This is a genomic window from Pseudomonas sp. PHC1 (assembly GCF_046487845.1).
GTDB classification, from domain to species: domain Bacteria; phylum Pseudomonadota; class Gammaproteobacteria; order Pseudomonadales; family Pseudomonadaceae; genus Aquipseudomonas; species Aquipseudomonas sputi.
In genome coordinates this window covers 63,605-70,566 of the sequence record NZ_JBJXHJ010000027.1, presented here as the reverse complement: position 1 = coordinate 70,566, position 6,962 = coordinate 63,605, and the positions used below count along the sequence as shown (strand labels likewise).

Sequence of the window (6,962 nt, the reverse complement as noted above, 5' to 3'; positions counted from 1 at the left end):
CAGGGGCAGTACTTCGATGACGAAAGCGGGCTGCATTACAACCGGCACCGGTATTACGACCCGGACGTGGGACGGTACCTGACACCGGATCCGGTGAAGCTGGCGGGTGGGTTGAACCAGTACCGGTATGTACCGAATCCGACGGGGTGGGTGGATCCGTTGGGGTTGACGTCCAACTGTCCGCCGCCGAATAAGGCGGGTTGTTCGGTGCCTGGAGATGTCAGCGGCACAAAGGTAAATAAAGGTGAACCACTATCTCCTGCTATTTTTTTCGGAGTAGATCCAAAAACCTTGAAACGAACGCATGCAATATCAGGAAAGGGCTCAACCAAACGAGTAGAAAAGTTAGGACAAGACATGCGAAAGGCTGGGTATGACAATGAGTTCCCCATCGACGTAGCAGAACACAACGGCAACCTCTATATTTTGGATGGCCACCATCGTGCAGCGGCTGCGCGGCAAACTTCAACTGACGTAACAATAGCACTTGTAACCAACATCAAAGAACATAAAGGAATTTTAAATAGCATCGAAGAAGTCTTAGAATCCGCAGCCAACGTTGGCCATGACAGACTGGAGCATCACAGAAGAAGATGAGCGAACAAGAAAATACCCTTGAAGATTTGATAATCGACTTTTTAAACAAAGTAGATATCGGCACAAAGCTGCTGGAGGAAAAATTTGGCACTCGAAATATTTTGAGGCTGTGGCGCTCTAACCAGATACAACGATGCGGAAAAATAACAGATACAGTGGAATACGAACTGCATGGTGTCGGGTGCGCTATCCACTTCCCTACAGAATCTGTGGACTTTGACTACGGATCAAACAATAGAATCGATGGCTTTGATGTTTGGCGTCTCTACATTTACGCCAGTGACAGACCTTTGAAATATAAAAAATACTGCGACAAAGACGAACTAAAAAAAGAATTCAACGAATATTTTGCGTTGAAGAAGATAGAAAAAATGTCTGCTTCGGATAACCTGTACATCCTCAAAAACTCAGGATAATTAGGTTCAGGTGTGAAGTGTCGTTATTCACACCTTGGGCTCGCAAAGCAAATATTCACTCATCATCATCAAAATCCTCATACTCAAGCTCTTCCTCACCCTCCCAAAGCGGAACCGTCGCATCATCCATCAACGACCCCGGATCTTCATTTCCCGGATCATTGATAAACGGCAATCCGCTCGGGCCTTTTTCTTCCTTGCCTTCGGTTTCCGGAGTCATGGCGCACCTCGTCAATCGCATTGATATACGACGTTCGAAAAGTATGGCCGTCAATCGTTCCTGCGCATGACGCGCAGGTACAAAAAACCCGGCGTAAAGCCGGGTTTCTGTAGAACCGATCACTCAACGATGACGATTCTTGTGTTTGTTCTTATGCTTGTGACCACCGCCGGAGTGCGATTTGCCGCCATCGTCACCCAGGTTGTTGCCGACCGCACCACCCGCTGCGCCGCCCAATCCTGCGCCGATGGTCGACCCGGTGGAGCCGCCGAGGCTGTTGCCGATCACTGAACCGCCAGCGGCACCGAGGCCACCGCCAATGGCGGCTTCCGTACGATTGCGTTTGTTCGCTCCGACGGCACTGCCGGCTGCACCACCAACACCAGCGCCCACCGCAGCACCGGTGCTGCCGCCGAGTTGGCCGCCGACCACGTTGCCCAGCGCGCCCCCCAACCCGCCACCCACGGCAGCGGTGCCATCACCGGCGGCCATGGCGCCTTGGGCCATCAGTAATCCCAAAACCAAAGCGGATAATGTCAATCGCATACAGACCTCACAGGTCCCGGATCGGGACGGTACGCCCGCGGAGGGGGCTATGTGGTATTGGAGGCGAATTCGGGAAAAACGTTCAGCAACGAAAAGGCCCGGCATAAAACCGGGCCTTTTCAGACATGCATTGGCAATCAGTGACGCTTGTGCCCTTTGGACAGGCTGCTGCCCACCGCGCCACCGGCTGCGCCACCCAGACCAGCACCAATAGTGGCGCCCGTTCTGCCACCCAGGCTGTTGCCGATGACCGAACCGCCCGCCGCGCCGACGCCGCCACCGATGGCTGCCTTGGTACGAGCACCTTTCTTGGCAGCCAATGCGCTGCCGGCCGCACCCGCTACACCAGCGCCAATCGCTGCACCGGTGCTGCCGCCCATTTTCTGGCCAACCACGTTACCCAGTGCGCCGCCCAGACCGCCACCCAATGCGGCAGTACCATCGCCAGCCATTGCACCTTGAGCAACCAGAAGCCCCAGAACCAAAGCAGGCAGAGTTAAACGCATGACGAAAACCTCAACAGAAGGAATAAAAAAGGGCGCAGATTGAATGCTGTTGCCGCGGCGATGTCCAGCGTTGCAACGCACTTGGCGCCGATTGGACAGCGAATACGGAAAAGGTTTTATGACGGACAAAAAAAAGCCCGCTGGGGAGACGGGCTGGAGACTTGCTTTCTAACGGATGGCTTCACCCTACTGAGTCGGGTGTGAAAAGTTTGTGAAAAAATCGGACAAAATCACAAGTCCATGTAGGACGCTTCATCAAAAGGCGCGCATAAAAAACCCCGTTCAATGACGGGGTTTTTCAGGATAGGGATCACTTTCTGGAGCGGGTGGTGACCTTAGGCAGAAACTTCGCCTTCGGCCCCTTGGGTGCCATGGACTTGATCTTGCCGGTCTGCACCGGATCCTCGCCAAAGCCGGCCTGATACTCCGTCTGGCCGCAGCGCACGCAATTGTTGAATGAAAATTCAGCCCCATCGTCTTCGATGTACGGATCAGTCATCTCTGCACCCCTTATCAAATGCGGGCCGACACCGGCAAACCCTTTTGCCTGAAAAAATATCGACCTCCAAGGCTTTTTAGACTAGCTGGTCATTCCTGGACTTGTGATTCAGATCGCCCGAAGCCCGACGAATGGCCTACGGAAATTAAACACTTTGAGGAACCGCTGGTCCCACGCGGCTAAAGATTTGTGGCGACCGGCCGCTGCCCTTTTTCCTACGCAATGAATCTCAAGGAGAGAACATGGAAATCAAAGGATTCCCGACACTGCCTGTTGTAAAGCTCACGGATGAACAGATCGCCGCCGGCAAAGCCGGAGCGGAGAAACTCAAGGAAAAGATCGCTTCAGGTGAAATCGTCATCAAGCAGCCGACCGGACCGAGTCCGTTGCAGCCTGGCGTCATCTACCACCCTGACCCGGTCCAGCCAGTTCAACCCGGCGATACCCCGCCTCTCGTCGCGATCGATACGCCGCTGACCTACGATTCGAAAGGCACGGTGCTGCTCAAGCCACAGGGCTGATTGTCAGCAAAGAGCCCATTCCGTTTGAATGGGCTCACAAGCCTCAGCGCAACTTGACCGCCGTGCCGGTCGCAAACACCACCACCATGCCCCCCTTCCCTGCCGGCATGCTGATCTCGAAATCCACCCCGACCACCGCATCCGCCTGCAGAGCCCGCGCCCGCTCCTTGATCTCGTCAGTCGCCTGAACACGCGCCTCCTTCAACGCCCGCTCCAGCGTCTGCGAACGCCCACCAAAAAAGTCCCGCATACCGGCGAACATATCGCGAATCACATTCACGCCCTGCACCGACTCGGCACTGACGACGTCCAGATACGCCGTAATCTGCCGGCCTTCGATGGAGTGGGTGGTGGAAATGATCATGGAGGTCGTCCTTTTACATGCCGGATAAAACCGCGATTGTAATGCCTTGGCAAAGGAAAGCCGAAGCGACTCTGTGACCAGAAACCGGGCGCCAGAATGCACAAAACCCCTGGCTTCTTGCGAAACCAGGGGTTTTGTTTACATCGAATTTGGCGGTGAAGGAGAGATTCGAACTCTCGATACAGTTTCCTGTATACACACTTTCCAGGCGTGCTCCTTAAGCCACTCGGACACTTCACCGTATCTCTTCAAACATGTTCTGTCTGTCGAGGCGCGCTAATGTAGTCGAAAGCTTTTCTGATGGCAAACTTTTTTTCAGAATTTTCATGCGGTTAAGCGAAAAAGCCGCGACAGCCGTCGAGAGTCCATGGCGATCCGGCCAATCTCGGGTAAACGCGGCCCTTCTATATAGACGCGCAGGCGTCGGGCGCGGGGCGCGTTGCGGCGCATCGGCCGGTAAACGGTGACTGGCGGGTCAGTCACAGTGCTTTACCTGACCGGCGACGGTGGGTAACGTCTGCCCATCTTTCTTATAAGGAATTGCGCCATGAGCGACCTGATTGCCTACCACCTCGAAGACGGTATCGCGACCCTGACCCTGAGCAACGGCAAGGTCAACGCCATTTCCCCGGACGTGATCGCGGCCTTCAACGCGGCGCTGGATCAGGCGGTGGCGGATCGTGCAATCGTGATCATCACCGGCCAGCCGGGTATTCTCTCTGGCGGCTACGACCTGAAAGTGATGACCGCCGGCCCTAAAGAAGCCGTGTCCCTGGTAACTGCCGGTTCGACCCTGGCCCGTCGTCTGTTGTCGCACCCGTTCCCGGTGATCGTTGCTTGCCCCGGGCATGCCGTGGCCAAAGGTGCGTTCATTCTGCTGTCCGCCGATTACCGCATCGGTGTCGACGGCCCGTTCAGTATTGGTCTGAACGAAGTGCAGATCGGCATGACCATGCACCACGCCGGCATCGAGCTGGCCCGTGACCGCCTGCGTCGCTCGGCCTTCCATCGCTCGGTGATCAACGGCGAAATGTTCAATCCGCAAAGCGCAGTGGATGCCGGTTTCCTCGACAAGGTTGTCGCGGCCGAAGAGCTGCAAAGTGCCGCCCTTGCCGCCGCGCGTCAGTTGAAGAAGATCAATATGACCGCGCACAAGAACACCAAGCTCAAGGTACGCAAGGCGCTGCTGGAAACCCTGGACAACGCAATCATTCAGGATCAGGAGCATCTGGGCTGATACCCGGCCTGCACCGATTCAGAAAAGCCCGACCATCGTGTCGGGCTTTTTCTTACACGCCCAGTTAAAAACTCTGCGGCAGCTCTAGGACGCCTCTGACCAACAAGTCGGAAACATGCGCTTAAACATCGCCCATCTCCGGACTCTATAGCGGCAATTGCCGAAAACAGTGCACATCCGTACACTGCGCCACCTTTTGTCCCGATGGGCCTGAAAATGCTGTTCGTGTTTCGTATGTTGTTGATGGGCCTGCACTTTATTCTGGCGGGAATCCTCGGTGTGATCCTCGGGCTGTGCCGCCCATTCAATCCGGACAACAGTCGCCTGTGTGCCCGTCTCTATGCACTGCCAGCGATGTGCATTTTGCGTCTGCGAGTGAAGGCTGATGTCGGGCCGTTGATGAACAAACCCGACAGCTGCGTGATCGTCGCCAATCATCAGTCCAACTACGACCTGTTCGTGTTCGGCAATGTGGTGCCTCGTCGTACCGTGTGCATCGGCAAAAAGAGCCTGAAGTGGGTGCCGCTGTTCGGGCAGCTGTTCTGGTTGGCGGGCAACGTGTTGATCGATCGTGGGAACGCGCACAAGGCGCGCCAGTCGATGTTGACGACCACCGACACCTTGCAGCACAAAGACACGTCGATCTGGGTCTTCCCGGAAGGCACCCGCAACCTGGGTGAGGAATTGCTGCCATTCAAGAAAGGCGCATTCCAGATGGCCATTGCCGCCGGAGTGCCGATCGTTCCGGTGTGTGTCAGCAGCTACATCAAGCACATGCGCCTGAACCGCTGGCACAGCGGGAAAATTCTCATACGCTCGCTGCCGGCGATTCCTACAGCTGGCCTGACCATGGACGACATGCCCATGCTCATCAACCAGTGTCGCGAACAGATGCGCGAATGCATCGATGCAATGGACCGGCAGCTGCAGGCTGCGTGAAGAAAGAAACCCGCCCCGTGCGGGTTTTCTTTTGCCCGGTGAACTGTACAGATTTCACTGACTCTCAAGCAGCGACACGGCTAAGCTGAAGCCATGCCTCCCCTGCCATCTGCCAAGAAGAAGTGAAACACCACCATGGGTCGAGTTGTTGCTGCTGCGGTTTACAGCGCCGGTAAGAAAGTCACCAATATTTCCCTCGACGAAGGCGCAGCCTGGGCTGCCAAGACCGGCCACTTCGTCTGGATCGGCCTTGAAGAGCCGAATGCCCAGGAACTGTCCAACCTGCAACGCCAGTTCAACCTGCATGAGCTGGCCATCGAAGATGCCCTGGAAAAACACAGCCGGCCGAAGCTGGAAACCTTCGGCGACGCACTATTCATCGTCACCTACTCGCCAGTGCGCGAACACGGGATTCTGCAGTTCATCGAAACTCATATCTTCGCCGGCAAGGGCTACATCATCACCGCCCGTAACGGCCACTCGGCGTCCTACGCCCACGTCCGCCAGCGCTGTGAGGCGCGGCCGCTGTTGCTGGAACACGGGGAAGATTTCGTACTGTATGCGCTGTTGGATTTCGTGATCGAGAACTATCAGCCGGTGGGCGAAGCGATCCATGCCGAGATCGATGAGCTGGAACGCAACGTGTTGTGCAGTGCGTTGAATGAGCACGACATCCAGAAACTCCATGGCCTGCGCCGAGACGTGGTGCGTCTGCGCCGTTACGCCGCTCCCATGGTGGAAATAAGCGAAGAACTGCAGAAACTGAGCTTCCCCTTCATCGACAAAAACATGCGCCCGTACTTTCGCGACGTGCAGATCCACGTGAATCGGCAGATGGAAGACCTGACCACCCTGGCCGACATCGCCAGCCAGACCATCGAGATCGGTGTGTTGCTGGAGGCGTCACGCCAAAGCGTGGTGCAGCGCAAATTCGCGGCATGGGCGGCAATTCTGGCGTTCCCGACGGCGGTGGCCGGAATTTACGGGATGAACTTCCAGAACATGCCGGAGCTGAGCTGGCACTACGGCTATTTCGGCGTGTTGGGTTTTATCACGGTCGGCTGCGTGAGCCTGTGGGCGAGCTTCAAGAAATCGGGCTGGCTATGAGCTGAAAAAA

Annotated in this window: 11 protein-coding genes and 1 tRNA gene; 6 read left to right on the top strand and 6 right to left on the bottom strand. The window is 56.0% G+C overall.

Annotation, left to right across the window (positions count from 1 at the left end; translation table 11 throughout):
- A partial coding sequence (locus ACKJSM_RS25720) for an RHS repeat-associated core domain-containing protein (RefSeq protein ID WP_410239230.1) occupies window positions 1-597 on the top strand: 597 nt, incomplete at its 5' end.
- Entirely contained in the window at window positions 594-1,013 is a 420-nt protein-coding gene (locus ACKJSM_RS25715) for a DUF6896 domain-containing protein (RefSeq protein WP_197869531.1), read from the top strand. The genes ACKJSM_RS25720 and ACKJSM_RS25715, both read left to right, overlap by 4 nt.
- A gap of 55 nt (window positions 1,014-1,068) precedes the next feature.
- Here the strand turns inward: ACKJSM_RS25715 and ACKJSM_RS25710 are convergent, their stop codons facing one another.
- The 4 genes from ACKJSM_RS25710 to ACKJSM_RS25695 all read right to left on the bottom strand — a co-directional run bounded on the left by ACKJSM_RS25710 (window position 1,069) and on the right by ACKJSM_RS25695 (window position 2,784).
- Window positions 1,069-1,233, bottom strand: coding sequence for a hypothetical protein (locus ACKJSM_RS25710; RefSeq protein ID WP_236182993.1), 165 nt, complete (start codon window positions 1,231-1,233; stop codon window positions 1,069-1,071).
- A 123-nt stretch (window positions 1,234-1,356) separates the two neighbouring features.
- A complete protein-coding gene (locus ACKJSM_RS25705) occupies window positions 1,357-1,779 on the bottom strand; it encodes a YMGG-like glycine zipper-containing protein (protein ID WP_410239229.1) in 423 nt (140 codons plus the stop codon).
- A gap of 137 nt (window positions 1,780-1,916) precedes the next feature.
- Window positions 1,917-2,285 (bottom strand): bacteriocin, encoded by a 369-nt coding sequence (locus tag ACKJSM_RS25700; RefSeq protein ID WP_410239228.1) that lies wholly within the window; start codon window positions 2,283-2,285, stop codon window positions 1,917-1,919.
- Between the two features lie 310 nt (window positions 2,286-2,595).
- Window positions 2,596-2,784, bottom strand: a complete 189-nt coding sequence (locus ACKJSM_RS25695) for a hypothetical protein (RefSeq protein ID WP_236182955.1) — start codon at window positions 2,782-2,784, stop codon at window positions 2,596-2,598.
- A 242-nt stretch (window positions 2,785-3,026) separates the two neighbouring features.
- On the opposite strand from ACKJSM_RS25695, the gene ACKJSM_RS25690 reads away from it, so the two are divergent.
- The gene (locus ACKJSM_RS25690; RefSeq protein ID WP_410239227.1) at window positions 3,027-3,305 is read left to right on the top strand and encodes a hypothetical protein; all 279 of its coding nucleotides are present in this window, start codon (window positions 3,027-3,029) and stop codon (window positions 3,303-3,305) included.
- A gap of 43 nt (window positions 3,306-3,348) precedes the next feature.
- Here ACKJSM_RS25690 and ACKJSM_RS25685 read toward each other — a convergent pair whose 3' ends face one another.
- On the bottom strand, window positions 3,349-3,669 hold the full coding sequence (locus ACKJSM_RS25685; RefSeq protein WP_114882012.1) for a YbjQ family protein: 321 nt from the start codon (window positions 3,667-3,669) through the stop codon (window positions 3,349-3,351).
- A 150-nt stretch (window positions 3,670-3,819) separates the two neighbouring features.
- Window positions 3,820-3,909: transfer RNA gene (locus ACKJSM_RS25680), tRNA-Ser, on the bottom strand.
- 307 nt (window positions 3,910-4,216) lie between these two features.
- Between ACKJSM_RS25680 and ACKJSM_RS25675 the strand changes: the two genes are divergently transcribed.
- The 3 genes from ACKJSM_RS25675 (at window position 4,217) to ACKJSM_RS25665 (ending at window position 6,952) form a co-directional block, all read left to right on the top strand.
- Window positions 4,217-4,906, top strand: a complete 690-nt coding sequence (locus ACKJSM_RS25675; RefSeq protein WP_236182953.1) for a crotonase/enoyl-CoA hydratase family protein — start codon at window positions 4,217-4,219, stop codon at window positions 4,904-4,906.
- A gap of 216 nt (window positions 4,907-5,122) precedes the next feature.
- Window positions 5,123-5,845 carry a 1-acylglycerol-3-phosphate O-acyltransferase gene (locus tag ACKJSM_RS25670; protein ID WP_410239226.1) on the top strand — a complete coding sequence of 241 codons (723 nt, stop codon included), beginning with the start codon at window positions 5,123-5,125 and terminating at the stop codon, window positions 5,843-5,845.
- Between the two features lie 135 nt (window positions 5,846-5,980).
- Window positions 5,981-6,952: a magnesium and cobalt transport protein CorA gene (locus tag ACKJSM_RS25665; RefSeq protein ID WP_236182951.1), complete on the top strand. Its 972-nt coding sequence runs from the start codon at window positions 5,981-5,983 to the stop codon at window positions 6,950-6,952.
- Window positions 6,953-6,962 lie beyond the last annotated feature (10 nt).